A 26,255-nucleotide genomic window follows, 5' to 3' on the forward strand; every position below is an offset into this window, starting at 1 on the left:
GGTGGCTACTGCGGCGGCGGTGTTGTGGACTTCGAGGTCGCCCCTGAACCAGACGACGAGCTGGAGGAACCGCCCGATCCGGAAGACGTACCGGTACCAACACGCCGCGCTGCCGCCTGGCCCACCGACGCGTTCAACGCGGCATTGACGATTGCATCGCAGTCGGTGCCGCCCGCCTGTTCGCAAGCGTCCATCATCTGTTGCCGTGAGGCGGACGTGACCGCCGGGCCACCGGCTTCGGCTGCGGGCGCTTCAGTGGACTCCTGCGCACGCGGCAGGCCACCAAGTGGCTTCGGCTTGTAAGCCGGAACTGTCGAGATCGTTGCATTGACCCGCTCGGCCTTCACCCCCGGAGGGGGCTGGTTGCCGTACTGCCAGCGGCCTTTCTCGTCACGCCACTTGAATACATCGTCCGCCGCATGCGACGGGGCCGATGCGATGAGCAGCGGCAGCAGCAGGAAGAGCGCGCACAGTCGAGCATTCATGATCGTGATTCCGGGCTTCATGACATCAGTGTAGCCCGCGTTCGATCGAGCGCGCACGCGCCCTCGTTAGTCCGCGACCGAAGGTGAGGCCGCCGGGCCCTCAGCGCGCCGCGGGCAACAGGGATTCGTAGAGTGCGAGATATTGCCGCGCGGCAAGCTCCCAACCGAAGTGACGCTGCATGCCGGCACGCTGCAGCTGCCGCCAGTGCAGTGGGTCGCGGTGAAGATCCAGCGCGCGGCGTACGCAGGCGAGCAGGGCTTCGCCGCTGGCGTAGTCGAACGCGAAGCCGGTCGCGCTGCCGTCCTTCAGCGTTTCCGCCGTTGCGTCGACCACCGTGTCGGCAAGACCGCCGGTGCGCCGCACGATGGGTGGCGTGCCGTAGCGCAAGCTGTACATCTGGTTGAGCCCGCAGGGTTCGAAACGCGACGGCATCAGGAAGATGTCCGCGCCCGCTTCGATACGGTGGGCCAGGCGCTCGTTGTAGCCCACGGTGACGGACACGCGGCCCGGATGGCGAGTGGCAAAGGCTTCGAACGCGGCTTCGAGTGGCTTTTCGCCGGACCCAAGTACCACCACCTGCGCGCCCATGGCGACCAGCGCGTCGCCCTCTTCGACCAGCAGGTCCGAACCCTTCTGATGGCCCATGCGGCTGACGACGCCCAGCAGGGGGCTGGTGCCGGGGTCGAGCCCGAGTTCGCGTCTCAGGGCGACCGTGTTGGCAGCCTTCTTGTCGAGGCTGTCGGCGTCGTAGCATGCCTCGATCAGCGGATCGGTCGCCGGATTCCACTGGTTCTCGTCGATGCCGTTGAGGATGCCCTGCAGGCGTGCCTTGCGGTAGCGCAACAGGCCGTCGAGCCCGCAGCCGTAGTCGGTCGTCTGGATCTCGGCGGCGTAGGTCGGGCTTACCGTCGTGATGCGGTCACACAGTTGCAGGCCGGCCTTGAGGAAGGAGAGCTTGCCGTGGAATTCAATGCCGTCGAAGCGGAAGCCGCGCCGCGGCAGTCCCAGGTCTCCGATGGCGGATTCGGGAAACTGGCCGTGGAAAGCCAGGTTGTGCACCGTGACCACGCTCGGCGTGTCGCCGCCCAGGTAGTGCTGGTAGGCGGGGGCCAGCGCGGTATGCCAGTCGTTGCAATGAAGCACATCGACCGGCCAACCGGTGTCTTTGCCATTTTCGGCGAGCCAGCTCGCGATACGCGAGAGCAGCCCGAAGCGCCAGACGTTGTCGTGCCATTCCTTGCCGTCTGAATCCACATACGGGTTGCCGGCGCGCTCGAAACGGCTCGGGCAATCGAGCAACCACAGGGTGACGCCGGGCGCGATCTCGCCCGCATCCAGCACGCGGGACTCGGGCAGGCGCACTGCGAGGCCGGGAATTCGCACGAATTCCCTGGCGTTCGGGAAGGCCTCGGCCATTGCCGGATAGCGTGGGACGAGCACGCGCACCTTGCAGCCCGCCTGCGCAAGCGCAGGCGGTAGCGCTGCGGCAACGTCGCCCAGCCCCCCGGTTTTTACCCAGGGGGCAATCTCCGCGCTGGCGAAAAGGACGTGGATTGGTTGCCGCTTCTTCTTCATCGAATCAGATTCATCTTCTGCCCGAGCATGGCCGGTGTGACCAGCGTGATGCCGGATTCGGTGACATGGAAGCGTTTGCGGTCCTGCACCGGGTCGACGCCGATCTGCGTGCCTTCCGGTATCACGCAGCGCTTGTCGAGCACGCACTTCTTCAACACGCAGTGGCGACCGATGTCCACGTTGGGCAGGATCACGCAATCCTCGATCAGCGAGTAGCTGTTCACCCGCACGCCGGAGAACAACATCGTTCGCCGGATGGTCGAGCCGCTGATGATGCAACCGCCCGAGACCATCGAATCGACGGCTGCGCCGCGTCGGTCGTCGTCATCGAAGACGAACTTGGCGGGTGGGCTCTGCGGCTGCCAGGTCCAGATCGGCCAGTCTTCGTCGTACAGGTTCAGTTGCGGGATCACCTGCACCAGATCCATGTTGGCTTCCCAGTACGCGTCGAGCGTACCGACGTCGCGCCAGTAGGCGGGCTTGCCCGGATCGCCGACGCAACTTTCGGCAAAGCTGTGCGCGAAGGTGCGATAGCGCTTCACGCAATGCGGGATCACATCCTTGCCGAAGTCGTGGGTGGACTTCGGATCGTCCGCGTCGCGCAGCAGCTGTTCGAACAGGAAGCGCGCGTTGAACACATAGATGCCCATGCTGGCCAGCGCGACGTCCGGTTTGCCGGGCATCGGCTGCGGATTGGCGGGTTTCTCGGCGAAGTCGACGATGCGATTGTTGTCGTCCACCGACATCACGCCGAAGCCCTTGGCCTCTTCAATCGGCACTTCGATGCAGGCTACGGTCAGATCCGCCTTCGATTCCGCGTGCGCGGCAAGCATGCGGCCGTAGTCCATGCGGTAGATGTGATCGCCCGACAGCACCAGCACGTATTCCGGATTCGCATGGCGGATCTCGTGCAGGTTCTGGAACACCGCGTCGGCGGTGCCCTGATACCACTGCGATTCATCCACCTGTTGCTGCGCCGGCATGATCTCGATGAACTCGCCGAGGCGGCCGTCGAGGAAGCTCCAGGCGAGCTGCAGATGCCGGATCAGGCTTTGGGCCTTGTACTGTGTTGCCACCCCGACGCGGCGGATGCCCGAGTTCACGCAATTGGACAACGTGAAATCGATGATGCGGAACTTGCCCCCGAAAGGTACCGCGGGCTTCGAACGCCAGTCGGTCAGTTGCTTGAGCCGGCTACCGCGACCACCGGCCAATACGATGGCGAAGGTGTTGCGAGTGAGCTGGCTGACAAAGCGTGGTTCGCGAGCGCTGCGTCCGCCCGCCGTCGATGCTTGATCGGCTGCCATGATGTCCCCCGTTGAGATGTGTGAACCCGGATTGCTCCGCTGCGGTCCCCCGACCGCCTCGGCACCCGGACTTTTTCAGGCTGGTGTTGCCAGCGTGTGATAAAGCAAGCCGGATGCCGCGTGCTGTTCAAGCGGAATCTTGCGCTTTTCTGAATTAAGTATCACCGCCGCTGCCAGGGCCGCAATGGCGGCGCGGCGGGCTGTTGCGCCAGATCAGGTGCGCGCCCACCATCGGCGCATTGTGCACCTGCAGCGCACCAGCTCGGGGCGGCCGGCGCCAAGTGCGCAAGCCCGACATGGGGCGTGTTGCGCTTGCGATGTTCCAGAGCGCGCAGCAACCCGGCCTCGAAATGTGCTGCAGTGCATGATTGGCACCATACGGTACGGTATGGTGTAATGCGCCGCATCGGGGGCTGAGATCCAGCTTCGCAACGTATGTAAGGAATCGCGCCATGACCGTCGCCAATCCCTATCCGCACCTGCTCGCACCGCTTGATCTGGGCTTCACCACGCTGCGTAACCGCACGCTGATGGGTTCGATGCATACCGGGCTGGAAGAGGCCAAGGATGGCGCCGACCGCATGGCCGCCTTCTACGCGGAGCGCGCCAAGGGTGGTGTCGGCTTGATCGTGACGGGTGGCATCGCGCCGAACCTGCAAGGCCGTGCCTACCCCTCGGCCGCGCAGTTGTCCTGGCCCTGGCAGGTCGGCCACCACAAACCGGTGACCGATGCAGTGCATGAAGCCGGCGGCAAGATCGCGATGCAGATTCTGCATACCGGCCGCTATGCCTATCACCCGCTAGCGGTGTCGGCCTCACGCATCAAGTCGCCGATCAGCCCGTTCAAGCCGTGGGAGCTGGGCCGCTTCGGCATCGCCAAGACGATCCGCGACTTTGCCAACTGCGCGGCGCTCGCGCGCAAGGCCGGCTACGACGGCGTCGAGGTGATGGGCAGCGAGGGCTACCTGATCAACCAGTTCATCGCCTCCTGCACCAACCACCGCACCGATGCCTGGGGCGGCGATTTCAAGAACCGCATCCGCTTCCCGATCGAAGTCGTGAAGGCGGTGCGCAAGGCAGTCGGCCCCGACTTCATCATCATCTATCGCCTCTCGATGCTCGATCTGGTCGAGGGCGGCAGCACCTGGCCGGAGGTGGTCGAGCTGGCTCAGGCGATCGAAGACGCTGGCGCGACGATCATCAACACCGGCATCGGCTGGCATGAGGCCCGCGTGCCGACGATCGCCACCAGCGTGCCGCGTGCCGCCTTCGCCTGGGTGACCAAGCGCCTGAAGGATGCGAACGTGGTGAAGATTCCGCTCATCACCACCAACCGCATCAACACGCCCGAAGTGGCCGAACAGGTGCTGGCCGATGGCTGCGCCGACATGGTGTCGATGGCGCGCCCCTTCCTCGCCGATCCGGCCTTCGTGAACAAGGCGAAGGCGAACAAGGCCGACGAGATCAACACCTGCATCGGGTGCAACCAGGCCTGCCTGGACCATGTGTTCGAACAGAAGCTCGCCTCCTGTCTCGTGAACCCGGTCGCGGGCCGCGAGACGGAGCTCAAGTTCATTCCGACTGCCAGGAAGAAGACTGTTGCCGTCGTCGGTGCCGGCCCGGCTGGCATGGCCACCGCGATGTACACGGCCCAGCGCGGCCATGCGGTGACGCTGTTCGACGCGCAGGAAGAACTCGGCGGCCAGCTCAACATCGCCAAGCAGGTGCCCGGCAAGGAAGAGTTCTACGAGACGATCCGCTACTTCAAGCGCCAGCTCGAAAACGCCAAGGTCGATCTGAAGCTCGGCAAGCGGGTCGAAGCCGCAGAGCTGAAGGGTTTCGACGAGGTGGTCATCGCCACCGGCATCCAGCCGCGCGGTCTGTCGGTGCCCGGTGGCGATCACCCGAAAGTGCTCTCGTATATCGACGTGCTGCGCGACAAGAAGCCGGTTGGCAAGCGCGTGGCGGTGGTGGGTGCGGGCGGTATCGGATTCGATGTGGCGGAGTTCCTCACGCACGAAGGTCACTCGCTGGCGCTGGATCTCGATGGCTGGCTCAAGGAGTGGGGCGTCGACCCGACGTACGAACGCGGCGGCGCGCTCGCGAAGCCGCAACCCGCACCGAGCCCGCGCGAAGTCGTGATGCTCCAGCGCAAGACGAGCAAGATGGGTGCAGGCCTCGGCAAGACCACTGGCTGGATTCATCGCGCGGCGCTGAAGAACAAGCGCGTGCAGATGATGACCGGTGTCGAGTACCTGAAGGTGGATGACGCAGGTCTGCACATCCGCGTTGGCGACAAGGAGCAAGTGCTTCCGGTCGACAACGTGGTGGTGTGTGCCGGGCAAACGCCGCAGCGCAAGCTGGCCGACGAGCTTGCCGCAATGGGCAAGACCGCCCATGTGATCGGCGGCGCTGATGTGGCTGCCGAGCTGGATGCCAAGCGGGCGATCCGCCAGGGCGCTGAACTGGCCGCATCGCTTTGAGCGGAGGTCGCATGAGCGCCAAACCAAACCGCCTCGCCCGCACACTGGCCAAGCTCGATGCGCTACCCGCCTTCCTGCGCCCCGCGGCACGTAACCTCGCGCTGCGCCGCGCTGTGCCCTTCACCGGCACGGCGAAGCTGGATTACCTCGAGATGACCCCGACGCGGGTCGAGATCGCGATTGCGAATCGCCGCCCGGTGCAGAACCACATCCAGGGCGTACACGCGGCGGCAACGACCTTGCTGGCAGAGACCGCCACCGGCATGGTGGTTGGCATGAACGTGCGTGACGACTGCCTGCCGCTCGCGAAGTCACTCACCGTGCATTTTCGCAAGCGCGCCACCGGTAGTCTGCGTGCGGTCGCCACGCTGACGCCCGAGCAGCGGCAACTGATGCAGGACACCGACAAGGGCGAGGTCAGCGTCGCGGTCACCGTGACCGACGAGGCCGGCGAGCACCCAGTTGAGTGCGAATTCATCTGGGCTTGGATTCCAAGTCACCGACCCAAGCACTGACCGCCGCAGATCTGCGCTTGAGCAGAATCTGATCCAGCGCTGCCCTAGCCGGCGCGGAGCCGATACCATGCGTGCATTTCGTGTCACGCATGGAGTGCTTCATGGAGTTTCAATCGCGGAGTCGCGTTCCGTTGTTGGTGTTGGCGGTGCTCCTGCTCGGGGCGGTCATCTTTGGACTCGCCGGCACGATCGGTTCCGGCAACGTCGGTGTGCGCACCACGCTAGGGGTGATCTCCTCCGAGGCGGTGACCCCCGGCGTCTATCTGAAATGGCCCTTCATCTCGAGCATTTCAGAATTCAGCGCAAAAGAAGTCGCGATTGATCTGCAGGACCTGACGCCCAAGGCCAAGGACAACCTGAGCCTGCGCGACATGGATGTGAGCGTCTACTATAAGGTCGCCGATTCGCAGATCCCGGCCCTGCAGGTGAAGTACGCCGGCCAGTCGGTGCGCGATGAGCACTCGGGCATCTGGTTGCCGGCGCAGGGTGTGGTGATGCGCATCGTGCGCAATGCCGTGTATGAAGAAGTTGCCCGCGTTGACTCCCTGGTGATGCACACCAAGCGCGACGAGATGGCCGCATCGATCCGGCGCAATGTTCAGGCAGAACTGGATCGCAACGATCCGCATGTCTTCACCGTGACGCGTGTCGTGATCCGCGCTGTGGTGACGGACCCGTCGATCGAGGAGTCGATTCGCGCCGCGGTGGCGAACCAGAAGAAGCTCGAAGCGATGACGATCCAGACCGAAATCGCCAAGAAGCAGGCGGAGATCCGCGTCACCGAAGCCGAGGGCATCGCCCGCGCCAACAAGATCATCGCCGACAGCCTCACCCGAGAATACCTGCAGCACGAAGCCAATCAGGCGCTGCAGACCTTCGCCGAGAAGGGCAACACCAATACCGTCGTTGTGCCGGCCAACATGACGTCGGCACCGTTGATCAACATCCCGGCGCACACCGGCAAATGACGCGGCGCTTGGGTTGCAGTGGCTTGCTGGCCGCGCTTGCGCTGAGCCTGCTCGCGACCTCGGCGCAGGCTACCGACGAGGTGCGCTGCCATGTCAGCTACGGCGGCGAAACCCGGCTGCTGCGCGCCAATGCGGTCAGCTCTTCCTACGAAGTCGCGCCGGTTTCGATCGGCTCGTACTTCTTGTTCCGCATCGTATTCGAGCGCCCGCCGGCGCAGAGCGCATCCGTGAAGCTGTACACCTATGCCGACCGCGACGACGCAGCGGTGCCGATCCATGTGGCCGAATTCCCCTTGCCGCTCGCGAGCGGCGGGCGTTTCGGCTTCACCGGCATGCAGCGGGTGTACGAGCCGGTGCGCGACGGCGAGCTTGAATACTGGTGTGAGTTTGGCAAGAAGAGGGCAGCACAATGAGCGCGACGAAGATGCTTGTGGCGGCGCTGTCGGTGCTTGCACTGGTCGCGCCGGCTAAGGCGGATACGCTTCGCCTGATGTTCGTCGGCGACATCATGCTGGACGACGGTCCGGGTAAGACGATTGCCGCCGGCGGTGACCCGCTGGCCGAGTTCGATGCGCTGCTGCGCGGCGCCGACTTTACGATCGGCAACCTGGAGTGTCCGGTCGCGACGACTGGCAAGGCGCTCGACAACAAGCCCTGGACCTTTCGCGCCGATCCGTCCGTGATGCGCGTGCTGAAAGGCCGCTTCGATGCACTTGGGGTTGCCAACAACCATTCGGGCGATTACGGCCGTGAGGCGTTCGTCGAAACCCTCAAGTATGTGCGCGCGGCGGGTATCGCGAGTTTTGGTGGCGGCGCCAATCTGGTCGAGGCCCACGCGCCGTTGTGGATTGAACAGAAGGGCCTGCGCATCGCGGTGTTGGCCTACAACGAATTCAAGCCGCGCAGTTTCGAGGCGGGTGCGAAGTGGCCCGGCATTGCGTGGAGCGAGGATAGCCAGGTCGTTGCGGACATCAAGAATGCGCGCAAGGCGGGCGCGGATCTGGTGATCCCCTTTATGCACTGGGGCTGGGAGCACGAGCCTGAGCCCGGTCCGCGCCAGGTTGAACTTGCGCACCGGATGATCGACGCGGGCGCCGATGTGGTCGTGGGTGGGCATCCGCATGTCACGCAGGGTGCGAGCCTTTACCGCGGCAAGCCGATCATCTGGAGCCTCGGTAACTTCGTCTTCGACGGTTTCAATACGGCCGCGTCGACAACCGGCTGGGTGTTGCGGCTCGATCTCGATCGTCAAGGCGCTTCAGCGTTCAGCGTTGTGGTCGCGCATCAGGATGAGGCGGGTACCGCCCATCTGTCGAAGGACGCAGCGCCGTGCTGGCGGCGTGGCGAGCGAGTGGTTTCGCTGAGTTGCGGACCAGCGACGCCTTGAGCGGCTGACGCAAGAGTTTTCTTGTCTGCCTTCCGGCGACAGTCTCTTTCACGGGCCGGCCTGCCTGTCGCGTGACGCATATCAACCGCAAACGCAGGATTGGCTTGCGTGCGAGTCATCCGAAGCAAACAATTGCACCGCGCGTCCGCGGCGCATTGCTGACGCGGCAGTCTAGTTTCAGACGCCCCCAACCTCTCGGTGGAGAATCCCCGATGCTCCGGTTTCATAAATCGCCCGCACTGCGCTTGATCTGTGTAGCGGCGTTGCTGCTGCTTTCTCGTGGCGTACAGGCTTCCCTCATGTCACCCGAAATGGAAGACAAGGTTGCCAACTTTCTTGCGTGGTTCATCCTGATCGCTTTGCCGCCCGGCGCGATTGCGCTTTTCTGGCTGGTACACATCCTTCCGGAAAAGGTGGCGCACAAGAAACACCATCCGCAAACCGAAGGCATCACAACCTTGTGCCTGCTCTCGCTGGTTTTCGGTGGTCTGCTGTGGCCGATTGCGTGGCTGTGGGCCTATACCAAGCCGATCGGCTACAAGATGGCCTACGGCACCGACAAACACGACGACTACTATCTTGAACACGGCGAGAAGCTCTCCGCCGCAGTTGATGACGATGTCGTCCGGAAAGATATTGCCCACCTTAAGGAAGAACTCGATCAGATGGCCAAGGTTCGCAAACTGAGCCCCGAACTCGAAGCGATTCGCGCCCAGTTGTCGGCGCGCAGCCAGGGAGGGGCCGTCTGATGGAAGCGATCCTCGTAGGCATTTACGCCTTCTTCGTCTGGCTGATCTTTTTCAAGTTCAAGCTGCTGCCGTGGAACACCACCTCGAAGGTCATCGTTGTCACGATTCCGGTGGTGGGCCTGACTTGGTTGATCCTCACCCTTAACGTCATCGCGCCGTCGTCCGCCGATGTGCGCGTCATCAAGTACACCGTGCAAGTGGTACCGCAAGTGCGTGGCCGTGTCATCGCCGTGCCGGCCGAGGGCAACGTGCACATGAAGAAGGGCGACGTGCTGTTCAAGCTAGACCCGACGCCCTATGAGCAGACGGTCCGCTCCTTCGAGTCGCAACTTGCTTCGGCGATCGCGAATGCGAAGAACCTCGGCGAACAGCTGAAGGCTGCGACCAGCAAGACTGAAGGCATCCGTGCCCAACTCGATCTTGCGCAGAAGCGCGTCGCCGAGTTCACGGAACTGGCGAAAACCGAGGCGGGCACCAAGTTCGACCTTGAACAGGCGCTGGCTAACGTCAAGCAGGTCAAGGCCGAGTTGGCAGCCGCCGAGGCGAGTGAGCGTCAGGTCAAGGAGCAGATCGGTGCTCAGGTGAACGGCGAGCAAGCCCAGGTCGCTGCAATCCGCGCGCAACTCGACAACGCCAAGTGGGAGCTGTCACAGACCACGATGTATGCGCCGGCCGACGGTACCGTCATCAACAACCAGTTGCGCGTTGGCTCCTGGGTGGTGCCGATGCCGCTGCAGCCCGCGATGGTGTTTGTCGAGGACGAGCAGCAGATTCTCGCCCTCTACGCGCAGAACGAGCTCTACAACGTGGAGCCGGGTAACGAAGCCGAGATTGCCTTGCCGACTTATCCGGGCGAAGTGATCAAGGCCAAGGTGCAGTCGATCGTGTGGGCACAGGGCCAGGGGCAGATCCCGATGAGCGGCCAGATCCCGCAAACCGGTGCGCAGCCGCTGCCGCCGGGCCGTTTCGCGGTCAAGCTGGAACTTGAAGAGAAGCATCGCGATCTGTTCCTCGCCGCGGGCGCTACTGGGCACGGCGCGATCTACACCGAACATATCAAACCGGTGCAGCTGGTTCGCCGCGTGATCGTACGGGTGAATTCGATTCTGAATTACCTGGTCCTGAAGCTTCACTGAGGAACGGACCATGGCTGATTTCAACCTAAGCCGCGCGGCGTTCGCCGTCGCGCTGGCGCTCGTAGCGGGCGGATGCGCGCTGCAGTCTCCGCCCAAAGGGGCGGATCTGCGCGCGCAGACCTTGCCGAACGCGCCGCTGCCCGAAAGCTGGAAGGCTGGCGCGCCCTCCGGACAATTCGAAGATGGCTGGCTGGCCCGCTTCAATGACCCGCAACTGATTGCACTGGTCAACGAGGCGATCGCCAACAACCCGGATCTGAAGGTCGCTGCGGCCCGCATCGAGCAGGCCAGTGCAATCGTTACGGCGTCCGGCGGCAGCCTCTGGCCCAGCGTGATGGCCTATGGCCGCACCGGCGGCAAGATGTCGGACGGCAGCGGCCTGACCGGCGGTGGTCTCAGCGTCAACTGGGAACTCGACCTGTGGGGGCGTGTGCGTTCGCAACGTGCTGCCGCTACCGCGCAGTACGACAGCACGGTTGCCGATCTGGCCTGGGCGCGTCAGTCGCTCGCGGCTGGTGTGGCGCGTGCCTGGTATCTCGCGATCGAGGCGCAGCAGCAACGCAAGCTGGCCGAGCAATCGATCGCCGCGACGCAAAGCCTGATCAAGCTGGAAGAGACCCGCCAGCGCGTCGGCAATACCGACGGCACTGCGGTGTCAACTGCACGCGAGGCCTTGGCGGCACGGCAGGATTCGCTCGAGCAGCTCAAGTTGGCGGAAACGCAGACCCAGCGCGCGCTGGAGCTCTTGCTGGGTCGCTATCCCGCGGCTGAGTTGGCGGTGGCGGGCAATATGCCTGCGATGCCCGAAGCGGTGCCGGCCGGTTTGCCGTCGCAGCTGCTGGAGCGCCGCCCGGACATCATCTCGGCCGAGCGCAAGGTCGCCGCGAGCTTCTACATGGTCGAAGAGGCCAAGGCTGCGCGGCTGCCGGCAATCAAGCTGACCGCAGGCGTCAACTCGATCGACAGCTCGCTGTTCGTTCTGGCCGACCGCAACAACCCGGTGTGGAGCATGGGGGCCGGCATTGTGGCGCCGCTGTTCACCGGCGGGGCATTGCAGGCGCAGGTCGAGGCGAAGACGGCCGAGCAGAAGGCCGCCGTAGCCGCTTACACCGCGGCCGGGCAACGTGCCTTCGCCGATGTCGAGAACGCGCTGGCTGCCAACGTGACCTTGCAGACGCGTGCCAAGCAGCTTGATGCCCGCGTGCTCGAAAACCGCCGCCAGGTGGAGCTTGCGAACCATCGGCTGCGTGTCGGGTCGATAGACCGTCGTGCGTTGATCAACGAAGAGCTTGGTCTGATCGCCGTGCAGGGCGAACAGCTGCGTGTGCAAAGTGATGCGCGCGTGCAGCGTGTGAATCTGCATCTGGCGCTCGGCGGCGATTTTGCGCCGTCGGCGCCGCTTGCGGCGACAACAAAGTAAGGGCAAACCGCCGCTGCCGGGTAACCGGCGGCGGCGGCCGCCAAACCCGATTGCAGGCCGACGCGGCCGCAGCATCCACGCCGAAGCCGGTCTGCCTCATCCAAAGGAGGTCGTCATGTCCGGCAACAAGAAGAAGCATTCCGCCAAGAAGTCCGAACCGGCCGCGCCGGTTTCGACTGAACCGATGAGCGCCAAGGCTTACGACAAGGAGCTCAAGCGCCTGCATGTCGAGCTGGTCAAGCTGCAGCAGTGGGTGGTGGCGAAGGGGCTGAAGGTCTGCATTGTCTTCGAGGGGCGTGATGGTGCCGGCAAGGGCGGCACCATCAAGGCGATCACCGAGCGCGTCAGCCCGCGCGTGTTCCGCGTTGTGGCACTGCCAGCGCCGACCGAGCGCGAAAAGACCCAGATGTACATCCAGCGCTATATCCCGCACTTTCCGGCGGCCGGCGAGATCGTGATCTTCGACCGCAGCTGGTACAACCGCGCCGGGGTCGAGCGGGTGATGGGTTTTGCGAAGCCGGAACAGGTGAAGAAGTTTCTCGATGTGGTGCCGATGGTCGAGAAGGCCATGGTCGAATCCGGCATCATCCTGCTCAAGTACTGGCTGGAAGTCAGCCCCGAGGAGCAGGAGCGCCGCCTGAGCGACCGCATCGACGACGGCCGCAAGGTCTGGAAGCTTTCGCCGATGGATGTGAAGTCCTTCGATAAGTGGGACGACTACACCGTGGCCCGCGACGAGATGTTCGAGAAGACCGATTCGTCCTGGGCGCCGTGGTTTGTCGCGCGTTCTGAGGACAAGAAGAAAGTGCGCCTCAACGTGATCAGCCACCTGCTCGCGCATGTGCCTTACGAAGAGATTCCGGCAGAGAAGGTCAAGCTGCCCAAGCGCAAGATCGGCCGCGTGAAGGCGACCGACTATCCGTTCAAGTACGTGCCGGAAAAGTACTGATCAGGCGGGCCGGAGCTTCGGCACCGGCCGCCTGCTGCGACTTGCAAGAAACCCGCTCAGGCGGGTTTCTTGTTTTGTGCGATGTAACGCTCGATTGCGGTCTGTGCGTTGAAGATCATGCGATCGCGCCCGAGCCGATCGGCCAGGCCGGAGTGTTGCACCATCGCCAGCGCGTCGGGGTTCAGCCCCGCCAGCCAGAGGGTGATGCCGCGTTCGGCGACGCGTTTGTCGCCATCGGCGAGCATCTGCAGTGCCGAGTACTCGATGTCTGGCACGCGGCTCATATCCAGCACGATGACCTTAGGTTTGTGTTCTGCGGCCAGTTCGTTGAGCCGATCCCCGACGACCGTCGCATTGAGGAAGAAGATGCGGCCTTCGGGGCGTGCGACCAGCAGACCTTCGAAGCGTTCATCCTCCGGATGCTCGGGAGATAGCGGGCGCAACACGTCGGTGCCGGGCTTGCGACCGAGCGCATAGACGTGCGGGCGTGCGGTCTGGCTGGCGAGGCCCACCAGCGAAATGATGATCGCGATCAGGATCCCGTTGAGCGTGCCGAACAGCAGTACGCCAAGCATCGCCGCGCAGGCCCAGCGGAATTCCATGTTGCGGATCTTGCGGATCGCCATGAATTCCTTCGGCCGGATCAAGCCGACCGAATACACGATCACGACCGCCGCCAGCGTCGCGTTCGGCAGCAGGCCCAGCATTGGCGCGAGCAGCAGCATTGTCGCGAGTGCAGCGCCGGCGGTCACCAGCGAGGCCTTCTGCGATTGCGCACCCGCGGAGCGAACGACCGCCGTTTGCGACGTGCCGCCACCGGCCGGCATTGCGCCGAGGAAGGCGCCGCCGAGGTTGGCCGCGCCGGTCGCGATCAGCTCACGGTTGGCGTTGATGCGGGGTTCGTCGTTACGCGCAAAGGCGCGCCCGGCTGCGATGCTCTCGGTGAAGCTCATCAGCGCAATACCGGCTGCACCAGGAATCAACTGCGCCACCAGGCTGACATCCGGCAGGGTCAGCGACGGGAAGCCTTGCGGGATCAAGCCGACGATCGACACACCCATCGCGTTCAAACCCAGCAGCCAGGATGCCGCGATCCCGCCGCCGACGGCGACCAGCGGCGCCGGCGAATGTGGCCAGAGTTTCTCCATGCCGATCAATACAGCGAGCGTTGCCGCTGCGACCAACGCGGTCATCATCGACGCGTCCGGCAGGTGCTGTACGACGGTGACCAGATCGTGGAAGAAGTTCTGCTTCGTGATGTGCAGGCCAAGCAGCTTGGGAACCTGATCGAGCACGATCACCAGCCCGATGCCGGCCTTGAAGCCAGTCAGGACCGGCGTGGAAATGAAGTTCGCGACAAAGCCCAGCCGCAACGCGGACGCGAGCATCAGCAGGACGCCGACGAGCGCCGTCAGCGTGGCCGCCGCCGCGATCAGTTTCGTCGGATCACCGTCCGGCACGGCCAGCGCCAGTTCGGTACCGGCGAGGATTGCGAGGGTCGTGGTGGAGCTGACGCTAAGCACCCGCGAGGTGCCAAGCAGCGCATAGATCACCATCGGGACGAGGGCTGTGTACAGGCCGACCGCGACGGGAAGGCCCGCCACCGTGGCGTAGGCCATCGCCTTCGGAAGTACGACCGCGGCCGCAGTGAGGCCGGCGATCACGTCGAATTTCAAGCCTGGGCCGCCGGATGCTGCATTGGCGGTGGAAGGTGTGGCCGCTCCGTGGGACATGCAGGACTCCGTCAGGTTGGCGCGGTGCTCGCGCGAACTGATTATGACCCTTGCGTGGAGCGGGTGAAACTGACGTGCATCAGCCTGCGGCGGGGCGATGGGCCGATTTCAGGCGGATGTAGACGGTCTTGGTGACCTTGGCCACGAGCTGCCCTTGGGCGTCGAGGATGTCGACATGAAAAGTGGGCAGGTACTTGTCGCCGTTGGCTGTCTTGTCGATCACATCGGCGATCTGCGCGTCGTCGAGGCGAAAGCGCGCGGTGACGGTGCCGCGCCCCGGCGTGACGAACTCGATCGTTGCGGCACGATCCCACACCAGGTACTTGGGGCCGAGTACCTGCAGGAGCATCAGCATGAACCACGGATCGGTCATCGAAAACAGGTTGCCACCGAAATGGCTGCCGACGTAGTTGCGGTTGTACCAATGCAGCTGGAGTGCGACGTCGGCTTCGCGGAAGTCGTCTGAGATCCGCTTTGCCCGGATGCCGGCAAAGAAGAACGGTGGCCACAGGTTGATCAGGCGTCGGAAGGTGGTGGCTTTCATGCTGTTGCTTGCTTGGGCAGGAGTGCACATCTTCACCGATCGGCTTGAATTCGACGATCAGTAATTGCCCTGTTGAGATCGGCACTCGCATGGCGCCACTCGGGTGAAAATAGCGCTTGACCTTCCCATGATGGTAAGGCTGACGCTACGGGCTCCAGGTACAGCAATGGACGTAACAGCGATGAACACAACGATCACCCCGGTTTCGAAGGAGCTTGACCTGCCGATCAGCGGCATGACCTGCGCTTCCTGTGTTGCGCGCGTCGAGCGTGCGTTGCAGGCCGTGCCCGGCGTGCAGTCGGTGAGCGTCAATCTGGCCACCGAGCGCGCCCGTGTCACGAGTGCGGCCGTGCTCGACACCGCAGTGCTGCGCGAGGCGGTGCAAAAGACTGGCTTTGAGGTGCCGCTCGCCGAGCTAGACCTCGGTATCAAGGGAATGACCTGCGCCTCGTGCGTCGCACGGGTCGAGAAGGGCCTCAAGCGGGTGCCGGGGGTGCTGGATGCGGCGGTGAATCTGGCGACGGAGTCTGCGCGCATCCGCACGTTGCCCGGCGTTGGTGTCGAGGCGGTTGCCGCGGCGATCGAGGCGGCGGGTTTTGAAGCAGTGCTGCCGCAAGCGGACGCGACCCCCGAGGCCGAGCGGGCCCCTGCCGTCGACCGCGACGGCATCCGCGTGGTGCTGGCCGCGTTGCTGTCGCTGCCGCTCGTGGTGCCGATGCTAGGCGAACTCGTCGGCCGCCACTGGATGTTGCCAGGCTGGCTGCAACTTGTTCTCGCAACGCCGGTGCAGTTCTGGCTCGGGGCGCGCTTCTACCGCGCCGGCTGGCATGCGCTGCGCGCGGGTGCCGGCAACATGGATCTGCTGGTTGCGCTTGGTACGTCGGCTGCGTTCGGCTTGTCGGTGTGGCAGTGGTTCGCTGGCGGCATGCATCTCTACTTCGAGGCGTCCGCGGTGGTGATTACGCTGGTGCTGCTGGGCAAGTGGCTGGAGGGGCGCGCGAAGCGGCAAACCGCGGCCGCGATCCGCGCCTTGCAGGCCCTGCGCCCGGACACCGCACGCGTGTTGCGTGACGGCCGTGAGCAGATGCTGCCCTTGGCGCAACTGCGCCTCGGCGACCAGGTGGTTGTGCTGCCGGGCGAGCGTGTCGCTGTGGATGGCGAAATCCTTGAAGGCATCAGCCAGTTCGACGAATCGCTGATCACCGGCGAGAGTCTGCCGGTGGCGCGCGAACCGGGCGAACCGGTGATCGGCGGCGCGATCAACGGTGAGGGCAGGGTGGTGGTGCGCACCACCGCGCTGGGGGCCGAGAGCACGCTGGCCCGCATCATCCGCCTTGTCGAAAGCGCGCAGGCAGCCAAGGCGCCGATCCAACGCCAGGTCGACAAGGTCAGCGCGGTATTCGTGCCGGTGGTGCTGGTGATCGCGCTCATCACATTCGTGGGCTGGTGGCTTGCGACCGGCGATGTGAGCAACGCGGTGATCAACGCGGTTGCGGTGATGGTGATTGCATGCCCGTGCGCACTCGGCCTCGCCACGCCGGCTGCGATCATGGCCGGCACCGGTGTCGCGGCCAAGCACGGCATCCTGATCAAGGATGCCGAGGCGCTCGAAATCGCGCACAGCGTTGGTGTGGTCGCCTTCGACAAGACCGGCACGCTTACCGAAGGCCGCCCGACCCTGGCGGCGATCGCCGCGGTGGGCAAGGACTCGGCGCTCCTCGCAGACGCCGCCGCCCTGCAGGCTGGCAGCGCGCACCCGCTGGCGCAGGCGGTGCTCGATGCGGCCAAGGCGCTCGCGATTGCGGTGCCGGCCGCCAGCGATTTGCGCGCCCTGCCAGGCCGCGGCGTGAGCGGTGTTCTGAACGGTGTCACGCTGCAGTTGGGTAACACCCGTCTGCGCGACGAACTCGGGCTTGATGCGGGCCCGTTTGCAGCGCGCGCCGACGAGCTCGCGGCAGCGGGGCGCACCGTGTCATGGCTGATGGCGATACCGGCAGGCGGCGCGCCCGAGTTGCGCGGGCTGCTCGCGTTCGGCGACCGCGTCAAGCCGCAGGCCATCGTTGCAGTGCGTGAGTTGCGGGCGATGGGCGTCAAGAGCGTGATGATTACCGGTGACAACGCAGGTGCCGCGCAAGCGGTGGCGGCCGAGCTGGGCATCGACGAGGTGCTCGCCAACGTCTTGCCGGGCGACAAGGCTGCGCGTGTCGCCGCGCTCAAGGCCGGCGGTGTGCGGGTTGCGATGGTGGGCGACGGCATCAACGACGCTCCGGCGCTCGCTGCCGCCGATGTCGGCATCGCAATGGCGACCGGCACCGAGGTGGCGATGCATGCGGCGGGCATCACGCTGATGCGCGGTGACCCGGCACTGATTGCCGACGCCCTCGATATCTCCCGGCGCACCTGGCGCAAGATCCAGCAGAACCTGTTCTGGGCATTCGCCTACAACGTCGTCGGTATTCCGCTCGCGGCCGCAGGCATGTTGTCGCCGGTCATCGCGGGTGCGGCGATGGCGTTCTCGAGTGTCAGCGTGATCACCAACGCGCTGCTGCTCACACGCTGGCGGCCGGTGCCGAGCAGCCGGCAGCGTTGATCCGGCATTGCCATGACGATGCACAGGCTCGAACTGTTTGGCCCCGTCGCGCGAGGCGGGCGTTCTGCGGAGTTGAAGACATGAACATCGGTGCTGCCGCCAAGGCATCCGGCCTCTCGGCCAAGATGATCCGCCACTACGAATCGATCGGACTGTTGCCGCCCGGTGTGCGTGGCGACAATGGCTATCGGCGCTATTCGGCGCGCGATCTCGACACCCTTCGTTTCGTGCGCCATGCCCGTGAGCTGGGATTTCCGCTTGAGACGATCCGGCACTTGCTGTCGCTGTGGCAGGACCAGCATCGCAGCAGTGCGGACGTGAAAACGCTGGCCCTGGCGCAAGTGGCGGAGCTCGATCGCCGCATCGCGGATCTCACGCGCATGCGCGACGCCATCGCCGCGCTCGCCATGCGCTGCCACGGCGACGAGCGGCCCGAGTGCCCGATCCTGGAAGAGTTGCGCGACGGATCCGGCGCGGCACACTGCTGCAGCGCTGGGTAGCACGTCGGCCGCCTGCGCGCTGCGCGCGCCGGGGCCGCGGAGGATGCTGGCGCGCGGACTAGTCGGCCCGCTTGGCGGTCATGCGTCGCATCGCGCGTTCCGTTTCCACGGTCGCAATCGTCGCCGCGAATTCATGTTCGAAGGCGGCAATGAAAAGCCCCTTGATGGCGTTCATGCGCTCGGCCGGGTCGCAGTCTCGCTCGGCCAAGTCCGAGACACACAATTCGCGCGCCGCAAACCCCATCGCTGCGACGCGTAGTTCCAGCGAAAGGCTTTCGTCGCTGTTGCTGGCGACATAGATGAGATCGGTAAGCTGAGTGATGTGCTTGGCGATCTCGTCGGAATCGGGTTGCTGGGTCATCGTCGTGGGCCGGTGGTGCTGAATGCGATACGGTAACAGTAGCCGCAGATGCGCGCTGCCGCCTGGCTCAGGGGTAGAACACATCCAGCGTCGGAAACGCCGCTGCGCCGTGCAGGCAATCCCAGAGGTAGATCGCGAAGCCGATGTCGCCGGTCCACAGCGAGTAGCGGCCGTGGCCGTAGTGCTCGCGTTCGGCGGCGACCTGTTCGATGCCATGCATCGCAAACGCGCGCGCACGTTCCAGCCAGACCGGGTCACCGCTGCGTCGGTAGAGTTTCAGAAAGGCGTAGCCGTTGCCACCTGTGCCATGGCACAGGTTTGCACCCTTGGTGAGGGGGCCCGCCTTCCAGATCGTTTCGCCGGCCGCAAGCAGCAGCGGGTCGAGCGCCGCGTCCGGGTGATCGGCGAGACAGATCACGAAACCCGGCGCGCCGTGGCAGAACTGCATCAGGTAGAGGGGGGCGCGTCCGGGTGGCGTGTCGAGGAAAACGCGCCAGTTCGCGAAGGGCCCATCGCGGGTGACGCTACGCTGCATGGTGTTGGCGATACAGCTGAGCCAGGCGTCGCGGTCGGCGGCAGGCAGCAGGTGTGCGCCGCGCAAGATCGGTGCCGCGGCCGCGACAAATCCATGCACCGCATCGAGGTAGTTTGTGCGGTGTCCGTAGAGGTCCTGCGTCCAGAACGCGCATTCGTGCTTCTCAGACCACTCAAGCTGTGACCACAGCACCGCCGCCGTGTCGCGAAACTGCGCCGCCCAGCGCTCGTCGCCGGTGAGCTCGTAGAGACACAGGGCGGCCAGCAAGGTACCGGGCGCGCCCCACATCAGTTCACGCGCCGGGTGCTCGCGGTTGTCGTCGATCAGCGTGGCGAGCGCCTTCGCATCCGCTTCGCTGCGCGTTGCGCCGTACGCGAGCATCCGGATCGGCGTATCGCCCATCAGGTAGGCAGCGAAGTCCTGACTACCGATTGATGCGAGCCAGGCACGGTTCCGCTCGCGCAGCGCGTCGAGCTGGTCGAGATAGTCGCGCTCAAGGCGGGCGGCGCCGCGAGCCTGCAAGTAGTGCAGCGCCCAGATTACGCCGCAGGCGCCGAAGTACAGCGTGGTGGCGGGCAGGTTCGGATCGTCGTCGGGCGCAAGATCGCGCGGGTGCAGCGGCCAGTAGCGGTCTGGCGAGAAGTGCGCTTCCGCATCGCGGACGATCTCGTCGATCGTTGTGCGCGCGCGCACCGCATCCCATGCGCTGGCCCGAAGTGCTTCATGGCGGGTTGGGTCGTAGAGCGCGAGACGGCTATCGGTGTGGTCGGTTCGGCCGCTCATGGCGTGCCGTTGCGGCCGTGGCGCATGAAGGCGGGCCGCTCGCTCAGGCGTTCGTAGTAGGCACCGACGGCCGGGAAGACTGGCCGCGAGGTCGGCGGTATCGGCGCCATGAACCAGCGATGCACCGATAGCCCCAGCACCACGTCCGCCAGCGTGAAGCTGTCGCCCGCGGCATAAGCACCGGTCCGCGCGAGCTGCTGCTCCAGGATGCCGATGTGGTGGTGCCATGCTGCAATACCGGCCGCGAGTCGTTCGCCGTCCTGGTAATCGGGGTGCTGTCGCACCAGCGACATGAAGGCGTAGCGCCAGCTGTTGTTGAGTTCGGTCGCCTGCCAGTCCATCCACTTTTCAACCTGCGCGCGGGCCTGAGGCGCAGCGGGCAGCAGATTGGTGCGGCCGTGCTGACCGGCGAGATAGCGGCAGATGGTGTTCGATTCCCACAGCACGAAGTCGCCGTCCCGGATCACCGGCACCATTGCGTTCGGGTTCAGCGCGCGGAATTCCGCGGTGTCAGTGGTGCGAAAACCGGCGCCCCAGTCTTCGCGCACGAAGGGGATCCCGATCTCGTCGCAGGTCCACAGCACCTTGCGCACGTTGATCGATGTCGCTTTGCCAAGAATCGTCAGCATGATGCGGTTCCGATAGATCGCGGTTTCGCCATTGGATCAGCGTGCGAGCGTGCGGTCCAGCTGCACGACGGTCTTGCCGATCGGCGCCAGCGCGAGTCCGGCGAGTTTCAGGTGCTGCAGCCCGAACGGGATGCCGATGATCGTGATGCAGCACAGCAGCGCGTGGAACAGGTGGCCTAGCGCCAGCCACCAGCCGGCGACGATGAACCAAAGCACGTTGCCGACCACCCCGGGGATCCCGGTGCCGATATCCTCGCGTTGCGTGACGACGCGGCGGTCGACCGCCTCGTTACCGAAGGGCAGGAAAGCCAGCTGGCCGATCACGAAACAGGCACGCCCCCATGGGATGCCGATGATGGAGAGAAAGCAGATGGCTCCGGCGAGAAACCAGCCGAGTGCCATCCACAGGCCACCGAACACAAGCCACAGCAGGTTACCGATCAATCGCATTGGGCGTTTCCATTCCGGGGGCTGCAGGTTCAGTCGCGATTGGTCGCGACCACGACCGGCGCCGATTGCGCCGCGATGCCGCTTGCCGCAGCGTACTCAAGCGACGGCATGCTCATGAGGAACAGCGTACCGCCGATGCTGAAGGTAACGCCAGCGGCGGCGATCAGGGCTGCGAGTGCGCGGGTGGCGGTGCGGGGGGCGGTGGTTTTCATGGCGTTGTCCTCTTCTCTCTGCGTCGTCTTTCGATGGCTGCAGAATGGACTTCGCGACGTCGCGTCGCGAGCGCGCTGCGATGGCCTGCAGCAGTTGCGGAATGGACTGCAGATTTGCGCGATGGACGGACGGCAGTCGCGGCGGTGTGGCGCTATCCAGCAGCCGCCCGAAGCTTGCCGCCAGCGCCGGCGCGCAGCGCGCCGACGGTGTGTTGCGCTGGGGGTGAGGGAGCCTTGTGGCACCCTTTTGCCGGCAAGCGCGGGCGTGGGAGAATCACCGCGACACCGCAGCCTGGCGCCCGTACTGCGGGGCGGCGGGCGTCACCGAGGGAGGGGGAAGCAGATGGCCGTGATGCACCCGCTGACGCTGCGGTTTCGCGACGCGGATCTTGAGGACGGATTCTTCGAAGCGACGCGGGCCCGCACGCGCCACCAAGGGCAGGCGGCGATCCTGGTCGGGATGTTCGTGTACATCCTGCACGGCGTGCTTGATCGCTGGTTCGTCAGCCCGGATGTTGTCGCACACCTCTGGGTCGCGCGCGGCACTGCGCTTTGCGTGCCGTTGGTGGTGCTGATCTTTTCGCTGACACCCTGGTTCGCGCGCTCGTCCCATCTGGTATTGGCCTTGGTCGGGCTCGCCGCGGGCGTTGGCCTGATTGCGATGCAGACCCATCTGCCGCTGGAAAGCGCGCCGTACTACTACCCGATGATGGTGGTGGTGACCTTCTACACCTACAACTTCGTCGGCACCCGCTTCATCTATGCGCTCGGCGTGGATCTGCTGATGCTGCTCGGCTACAACCTGTTCTTCGGCGCGCTGATGGGCTACCCGCTGCATGTGCTGCTGGGGCACGACTTCTTCATCGTGTCGGCCAACCTGATCGGCGGTTCGGCCGGCTACCTCGCCGAGCGCCAGCGTCGTCTGCTGTTCCTGCGCGAGCGCATGCTCGACGAGGAGCGCCGGCATCATCTCGATCGCTCGCTGCACGATGGGCTGACCGGTTTGCCCAACCGTGATCTGCTCTACGACCGGATTGCCCAGGCGATATCCGCCTCGCAACGCACCGGTCAGATCAACTGCGGTTTCTTCCTCGACCTTGATGGCTTCAAGCAGATCAATGACACGCTTGGCCACAAGGTGGGCGACCAGGTGCTGCGGGAGGTGGGGAGCCGCCTGGTGGCGGCGGTACGCGGGGTCGATACGGTGGCGCGGATCGGCGGTGACGAATTCTTCGTCATCGCGCGCGATATCGCCGGCGAGGCGGACGCGAAAGCGCTCGCCACCAAACTGCTCGATCAGATCAGCGCCCCGATGCAGTCGATCGCCCCCGGCCTTCAAACCGGCGCGAGCATCGGCCTGTGCCTGTTTCCCTACGATGGCATGACGGTCGCCGATCTGATCCACCGAGCCGATGTAGCGATGTATCGCGTCAAGACATCAGGCAAGGGTCACTACGCGGTCGCTGGCGCGGCCGACATCATCGCCGCGTGAAAGGCCGGGCGGCCAGGGGCGACCCGGCCGCACCGCGCTTAGTCGCGGCTCGCGACCACCACCGGCGTTGACTGCGCCGCGATGCTGCTTGCTGCAGCGTATTCGAGCGACGGCGCACTCATCAGAAACAGCGTGCCGCCGATGCTGAACGCCACGCCTGCGGCGGCGATCAGGGCTGCGAATGCTCGGGTGGCGATACGGCTGGCGGCGGTTTTCATGGCGGCTTCCTTTCCTGTCTGCGTCGTCTTTCGATGGCTGCAGATTGAACGCTGCCGTGCCGGTTCGCGAGCGTGCTGCGACAGCCTGCCGTGATCGGGGAATGAACTGCAGATTCGCGCGATGAACCGATGCGCATGGCACGGGCATGAGGCAGGTCAGAGACGCGTCAGCACCATCGGTCAGAATGCCTGCCGGCGCTGGCGGTGCCAGCGGATAACACGATAGCGAAACCGGAGGAGTGAGAAGGATGAGCGAAACGACAAAGTTCCTGCTGAGCGAAGACCAGATGCCGAAGGACTGGTACAACATCGCCGCCGATCTGCCGGTGCCGCCGCCAGCCCCGCTGCATCCGGCCACGCAGCAGCCGATCGGCCCGGCGGATCTCGCGCCGCTGTTCCCGATGGCGCTGATCGAGCAGGAAGTGTCGACCGAACGCCGCATCGAGATCCCGGAGCCGGTGCGCGAGGTGCTGCGCCTGTGGCGCCCGAGCCCGCTGATCCGTGCCCGCCGCCTCGAAAAAGCGCTGGGCACGCCGGCCAAGATCTACTTCAAGTACGAGGGCGTGTCGCCGGCTGGCAGCCACAAGCCGAACTCCGCGGTGCCGCAGGCCTGGTACAACGGCCAGGCCGGTGTGAAGAAGCTCGCCACCGAAACGGGCGCCGGCCAGTGGGGCAGCTCGCTGGCCTTTGCCGGCAGCCTGTTCGGGCTCGACATCACGATTTACCAGGTGCGTGTGTCGTACGACCAGAAGCCCTACCGCCGCGCGCTGATGGAAACCTACGGCGCGCGCTGCGTTGCCTCGCCCAGCAACGAGACGCAGTCGGGCCGCGCGGTGCTGGCGCAGAACCCGAATCACCTGGGCTCGCTCGGCATCGCGATCTCCGAAGCGGTGGAGGTGGCGGCGCTGAACGAAGACACCAAGTACGCGCTCGGCTCGGTGCTCAACCATGTGCTGTTGCACCAGACCATCATCGGCGAAGAAGCCATGCTGCAGCTGGAGATGGCCGGCGACGACCCGGATGTGGTGATCGGCTGCACCGGCGGCGGCAGCAACTTTGCCGGTATCGCCTTCCCCTTCATCGGCATGCAGCTGCGCGGCGGTGCGAGCGTGAAGCGGCGCCGCATCATCGCAGTGGAGCCGGCCGCTTGCCCGAGCCTTACGCGCGGCAAGTACGCCTACGACTTTGGCGACACCGCGCACCTGACGCCGCTGGTGAAGATGCACACGCTTGGCTCGACCTTCACGCCCGCCGGCTTCCACGCTGGCGGCTTGCGCTACCACGGCATGGCGCCGCTGGTCAGCCATGTGAAGGAGCTTGGCCTGATCGAGGCGCGCGCCTACCACCAGACCGCCTGCTTTGAAGCCGGCGTGATGTTCGCGCGCGCCGAAGGCATCGTGCCGGCGCCGGAGGCCAACCATGCGGTGCGCTGCGCGATTGACGAAGCGCTGCGCTGCAAGGCCGAGGGCCGTGCCGAGACGATCCTGTTCAACCTGTCGGGTCATGGTCACTTCGATATGGCCGCCTACCAGAACTACCTCTCGGGCGGCCTGGTGGACCAGGACTACGACGAGGCTGAACTGGCTATGGCCTTGTCCGGCTTGCCTGCGGTGGCCTGAGGCCTTTGCGTGCCGGGGGGCGGCAAGGGCACCCCCGGCATGCCCAGCGTCGATTCGATCGCAACCAGATCAGCGAGGCCAAGCGGCGGCGGTGGAGGCAGGTGGGCGTCGGCCAGCTCGCTTGCGTCGCGGCTACCGTGAAACACGCCATGCACCATTAGCACCTCTGCGAGCGACAGGCCGTCCTGCGGGCGGCGCGCCGTGCGTGTCATCGATTCGACGTCCATGCTGATCGAAACCGCGTGCAGCATCTTTTCGTCCATCCCGGTCTCGATGTAGCAGATGTGTCCCTCGCAGGGCAGGCCGTCCGCATACCGGAAGCCGTGGCCGCGCAGCCGCAGGTGCAGGCCGAAGCGACTCACGTGGTGGTACTTGTATTCGGTCGCACATTCGGTGCGACCAAACGCGGGGCCCCAGATCGACTCGATCAGCGCTGCAATTTCCAGCGTATGGGCGGCATGGGTTTTCGGCATGGCGGGTGGCTCCTTGGCGACCGATCCGCGCAACGGGGCGCGCTGGATCTGCCCTGCAGCTTAGGGCGCCGCTGAAGCCACGATTTGACCCGCCGGGCCACGGCGGTGGAACGGCCGCCGCCGACAAACGAATGGCGCGCCGGGTCAGGCGCGCGGTGTCTTGCGCGCGGCGCGGGTTGGCGCCGGCATCGCCTCGAGCGCGTGCGCAGCGCCCTCCACCAGGGCTGCGCTGAGTGTGCTGACCAGTTCGGTCGCAAGGCCCCAGGTGTGCCAGTACAAGGGCACCGTGAGCGGCGTGTTCGGCGTGATGTCCACCAGGCTGCCGCTTGCCAGCGCCTGCGCGCACTGCACTTCCGGCAGCAGGCCGTAGCCGTAACCCAGTAGCGCAGCGCTCAGGAAGGCCTCGTAGGCAGGCACGAAGTGGTTCGGGAAGTAGGGCTCCTTGATCCGCAAATGCCGCCGCAGGTGTTCGGTCAGCAGTGCATCGCGCCGGTTGAAAACCAGCGCCGGGGCGCGGTGGATCACCGTGCGGTCGAGTCCGCGCGGCAGGTAACGCGCAATGAAGGCCGGTGAGGCCACGCAGCGGTAGCGCATCACCCCGAGGGCGACCGAGCGGAAGCCGTGCGCCGGCGCCGGGTCGGAACTGATCGAGCCGATCACCTCGCCGTTGCGCAGCCATTCCTGCGTGTGTTCCTGGTCGTCCACGACGAAGTCGAGCATCGCCGCGTTGCGTTCGGCCCAGGGGGCGAGCGCAGGCAGCACCCAGGAGCCAAGGCTGTCCGCGTTCACTGCGATGCGCACGCGGCCGCGCGACACGGTTTCGAGCAACTCGGGCCATACATCCAGCGCCAGCAGCTGGGTCTGCCGCGCGAAGCGCAGCAGCGGCTGTGCGGCGGGCGTGGGGGTGACCGGGCGGGTGCGGAACAGCAGCGGCGCGCCGACTTGCTGTTCGAATTGCCGGATGCGCTGCGACACTGCGGATTGCGTGATCGACAGCGTGCGGGCGGCTTTCTCGAAGCTGCCTTCGGTAACCACCGCTTCCAAGCATTCGAGCAGGGCGAAATCGATCTTCATCCGCCCAGTGTATTAGCGCGGCTTATGTTGGCGCAATCGCATCGGCCAGGCTAATTGGCCGGTGGCG

The 26,255-nt window shown here is 65.2% G+C and carries 27 protein-coding genes; 14 read left to right on the top strand and 13 right to left on the bottom strand.

Annotated elements, in window-relative coordinates; translation table 11 throughout:
- Positions 1–5: 5 nt before the first annotated feature.
- From JY500_RS05335 to glgC, 3 genes are all read right to left on the bottom strand, one after another.
- Positions 6–485 (bottom strand): DUF4124 domain-containing protein, encoded by a 480-nt coding sequence (locus JY500_RS05335; RefSeq protein WP_206255339.1) that lies wholly within the window; start codon positions 483–485, stop codon positions 6–8.
- 100 nt (positions 486–585) lie between these two features.
- Entirely contained in the window at positions 586–2,061 is a 1,476-nt protein-coding gene (gene glgA, locus JY500_RS05340; protein WP_206255341.1) for a glycogen synthase GlgA, read from the bottom strand.
- Positions 2,058–3,368, bottom strand: coding sequence for a glucose-1-phosphate adenylyltransferase (glgC, locus tag JY500_RS05345; RefSeq protein ID WP_172203678.1), 1,311 nt, complete (start codon positions 3,366–3,368; stop codon positions 2,058–2,060). Before glgC ends, glgA begins: the two co-directional genes overlap by 4 nt.
- Positions 3,369–3,820: 452 nt before the next feature.
- Here glgC and JY500_RS05350 point away from each other — a divergent pair, with 452 nt between their 5' ends.
- The 9 genes from JY500_RS05350 (at position 3,821) to ppk2 (ending at position 12,975) form a co-directional block, all read left to right on the top strand.
- Positions 3,821–5,851, top strand: coding sequence for an NADPH-dependent 2,4-dienoyl-CoA reductase (locus JY500_RS05350; RefSeq protein ID WP_206255343.1), 2,031 nt, complete (start codon positions 3,821–3,823; stop codon positions 5,849–5,851).
- Positions 5,852–5,862: 11 nt separating this feature from the next.
- Positions 5,863–6,366, top strand: coding sequence for a DUF4442 domain-containing protein (locus tag JY500_RS05355; protein WP_206255345.1), 504 nt, complete (start codon positions 5,863–5,865; stop codon positions 6,364–6,366).
- Between the two features lie 101 nt (positions 6,367–6,467).
- Positions 6,468–7,334, top strand: coding sequence for an SPFH domain-containing protein (locus JY500_RS05360; RefSeq protein ID WP_206255347.1), 867 nt, complete (start codon positions 6,468–6,470; stop codon positions 7,332–7,334).
- Positions 7,331–7,747, top strand: a complete 417-nt coding sequence (locus tag JY500_RS05365; RefSeq protein ID WP_246479801.1) for a hypothetical protein — start codon at positions 7,331–7,333, stop codon at positions 7,745–7,747. Before JY500_RS05360 ends, JY500_RS05365 begins: the two co-directional genes overlap by 4 nt.
- The gene (locus tag JY500_RS05370) at positions 7,744–8,721 is read left to right on the top strand and encodes a CapA family protein (RefSeq protein WP_246479802.1); all 978 of its coding nucleotides are present in this window, start codon (positions 7,744–7,746) and stop codon (positions 8,719–8,721) included. The genes JY500_RS05365 and JY500_RS05370 overlap by 4 nt, the downstream gene beginning before the upstream one ends.
- Positions 8,722–9,020: 299 nt before the next feature.
- Positions 9,021–9,470, top strand: coding sequence for a DUF3302 domain-containing protein (locus JY500_RS05375; RefSeq protein ID WP_206255349.1), 450 nt, complete (start codon positions 9,021–9,023; stop codon positions 9,468–9,470).
- Complete coding sequence (locus tag JY500_RS05380; RefSeq protein WP_206255351.1) at positions 9,470–10,606, top strand: HlyD family secretion protein; 1,137 nt, start codon at positions 9,470–9,472, stop codon at positions 10,604–10,606. Before JY500_RS05375 ends, JY500_RS05380 begins: the two co-directional genes overlap by 1 nt.
- Positions 10,607–10,616: 10 nt before the next feature.
- A complete protein-coding gene (locus JY500_RS05385) occupies positions 10,617–12,026 on the top strand; it encodes an efflux transporter outer membrane subunit (RefSeq protein WP_172203689.1) in 1,410 nt (469 codons plus the stop codon).
- Positions 12,027–12,141: 115 nt separating this feature from the next.
- Positions 12,142–12,975, top strand: coding sequence for a polyphosphate kinase 2 (gene ppk2 / locus JY500_RS05390; protein WP_172203691.1), 834 nt, complete (start codon positions 12,142–12,144; stop codon positions 12,973–12,975).
- Between the two features lie 56 nt (positions 12,976–13,031).
- On the opposite strand, the gene JY500_RS05395 is transcribed toward ppk2, so the two are convergent.
- Together JY500_RS05395 and JY500_RS05400 are read right to left on the bottom strand one after the other, a co-directional pair.
- On the bottom strand, positions 13,032–14,708 hold the full coding sequence (locus JY500_RS05395; RefSeq protein ID WP_206255353.1) for a SulP family inorganic anion transporter: 1,677 nt from the start codon (positions 14,706–14,708) through the stop codon (positions 13,032–13,034).
- A gap of 79 nt (positions 14,709–14,787) precedes the next feature.
- A complete protein-coding gene (locus tag JY500_RS05400) occupies positions 14,788–15,252 on the bottom strand; it encodes a DUF4442 domain-containing protein (protein ID WP_206255354.1) in 465 nt (154 codons plus the stop codon).
- A 181-nt stretch (positions 15,253–15,433) separates the two neighbouring features.
- Between JY500_RS05400 and JY500_RS05405 the strand changes: the two genes are divergently transcribed.
- Together JY500_RS05405 and cueR are read left to right on the top strand one after the other, a co-directional pair.
- Positions 15,434–17,842: a heavy metal translocating P-type ATPase gene (locus tag JY500_RS05405; RefSeq protein ID WP_206255356.1), complete on the top strand. Its 2,409-nt coding sequence runs from the start codon at positions 15,434–15,436 to the stop codon at positions 17,840–17,842.
- Between the two features lie 80 nt (positions 17,843–17,922).
- Positions 17,923–18,342, top strand: coding sequence for a Cu(I)-responsive transcriptional regulator (gene cueR / locus JY500_RS05410; protein WP_172203699.1), 420 nt, complete (start codon positions 17,923–17,925; stop codon positions 18,340–18,342).
- Positions 18,343–18,400: 58 nt separating this feature from the next.
- Here the strand turns inward: cueR and JY500_RS05415 are convergent, their stop codons facing one another.
- The 5 genes from JY500_RS05415 to JY500_RS05435 all read right to left on the bottom strand — a co-directional run bounded on the left by JY500_RS05415 (position 18,401) and on the right by JY500_RS05435 (position 21,312).
- Positions 18,401–18,703: a hypothetical protein gene (locus JY500_RS05415; protein ID WP_172203701.1), complete on the bottom strand. Its 303-nt coding sequence runs from the start codon at positions 18,701–18,703 to the stop codon at positions 18,401–18,403.
- 67 nt (positions 18,704–18,770) lie between these two features.
- Positions 18,771–20,021 (bottom strand): lanthionine synthetase C family protein, encoded by a 1,251-nt coding sequence (locus JY500_RS05420; RefSeq protein WP_206255358.1) that lies wholly within the window; start codon positions 20,019–20,021, stop codon positions 18,771–18,773.
- Complete coding sequence (locus JY500_RS05425) at positions 20,018–20,650, bottom strand: glutathione S-transferase family protein (RefSeq protein ID WP_206255359.1); 633 nt, start codon at positions 20,648–20,650, stop codon at positions 20,018–20,020. Before JY500_RS05425 ends, JY500_RS05420 begins: the two co-directional genes overlap by 4 nt.
- Before the next feature lie 36 nt (positions 20,651–20,686).
- On the bottom strand, positions 20,687–21,100 hold the full coding sequence (locus tag JY500_RS05430; RefSeq protein WP_206255361.1) for a YccF domain-containing protein: 414 nt from the start codon (positions 21,098–21,100) through the stop codon (positions 20,687–20,689).
- 29 nt (positions 21,101–21,129) lie between these two features.
- Positions 21,130–21,312 carry a hypothetical protein gene (locus JY500_RS05435; RefSeq protein WP_172203706.1) on the bottom strand — a complete coding sequence of 61 codons (183 nt, stop codon included), beginning with the start codon at positions 21,310–21,312 and terminating at the stop codon, positions 21,130–21,132.
- Between the two features lie 101 nt (positions 21,313–21,413).
- Between JY500_RS05435 and JY500_RS22285 the strand changes: the two genes are divergently transcribed.
- Entirely contained in the window at positions 21,414–21,539 is a 126-nt protein-coding gene (locus JY500_RS22285) for a hypothetical protein (RefSeq protein WP_281391247.1), read from the top strand.
- Between the two features lie 116 nt (positions 21,540–21,655).
- Complete coding sequence (locus JY500_RS05440) at positions 21,656–22,804, top strand: GGDEF domain-containing protein (RefSeq protein WP_206255363.1); 1,149 nt, start codon at positions 21,656–21,658, stop codon at positions 22,802–22,804.
- 38 nt (positions 22,805–22,842) lie between these two features.
- Here the strand turns inward: JY500_RS05440 and JY500_RS05445 are convergent, their stop codons facing one another.
- Positions 22,843–23,022 carry a hypothetical protein gene (locus JY500_RS05445; protein ID WP_172203708.1) on the bottom strand — a complete coding sequence of 60 codons (180 nt, stop codon included), beginning with the start codon at positions 23,020–23,022 and terminating at the stop codon, positions 22,843–22,845.
- Between the two features lie 248 nt (positions 23,023–23,270).
- Between JY500_RS05445 and JY500_RS05450 the strand changes: the two genes are divergently transcribed.
- Complete coding sequence (locus JY500_RS05450) at positions 23,271–24,641, top strand: TrpB-like pyridoxal phosphate-dependent enzyme (RefSeq protein WP_206255365.1); 1,371 nt, start codon at positions 23,271–23,273, stop codon at positions 24,639–24,641.
- Here the strand turns inward: JY500_RS05450 and JY500_RS05455 are convergent.
- Positions 24,587–25,114, bottom strand: coding sequence for a hypothetical protein (locus JY500_RS05455; RefSeq protein ID WP_206255367.1), 528 nt, complete (start codon positions 25,112–25,114; stop codon positions 24,587–24,589). The genes JY500_RS05450 and JY500_RS05455 overlap by 55 nt on opposite strands.
- Before the next feature lie 144 nt (positions 25,115–25,258).
- Entirely contained in the window at positions 25,259–26,188 is a 930-nt protein-coding gene (locus JY500_RS05460; RefSeq protein WP_206255368.1) for a LysR family transcriptional regulator ArgP, read from the bottom strand.
- Positions 26,189–26,255 lie beyond the last annotated feature (67 nt).

This window comes from Niveibacterium microcysteis, assembly GCF_017161445.1.
Lineage (GTDB): Bacteria > Pseudomonadota > Gammaproteobacteria > Burkholderiales > Rhodocyclaceae > Niveibacterium > Niveibacterium microcysteis.